Here is a 388-nt window from a genome sequence, read left to right as displayed (position 1 = left end):
CCGGGTGCTTGGTGAGTTCGGGGACGACCCGAATCGATACACCGACGCCAAGTCTCGCAAAAACTACGCCGGAACCTCACCCCTGACCGTCGCCTCCGGCAAGAAATGCCGCGTCGTGGCCCGCTACATCCGCAACAACCGCCTCTATGACGCCATCGACCAGTGGGCCTTCTGCGCCCTTTCCACCAGCCCCGGCGCCCGCGCCTTCTACGACCAGCGCATCACCGCCAAAGACAGCCACCACACAGCCCTGCGCGCCCTGGGCAACCGCCTCGTAGGCATCCTGCACGGTTGCCTACGCAACCGCACTCTCTACAACGAAGACAAGGCCTGGGCCCACCGAACCCCAGCCGCCGCTTGACAACTTACGACCCTGGGATGTCTCGAT

At 64.4% G+C, this 388-nt stretch carries 1 protein-coding gene; it reads left to right on the top strand.

Annotated elements, in window-relative coordinates; genetic code table 11:
• Nucleotides 1-361, top strand: a 361-nt coding sequence (locus F0Q45_RS26920) for a transposase (RefSeq protein WP_149656692.1), incomplete at its 5' end; no start/stop codon positions are given.
• Nucleotides 362-388: the final 27 nt, after the last annotated feature.

The organism is Mycobacterium simiae (assembly GCF_008370645.1).
Classification (GTDB): domain Bacteria; phylum Actinomycetota; class Actinomycetes; order Mycobacteriales; family Mycobacteriaceae; genus Mycobacterium; species Mycobacterium simiae_A.
Note: the sequence above shows the minus strand (reverse complement) of the source record. Positions and strands in the feature narration are given on the sequence as shown.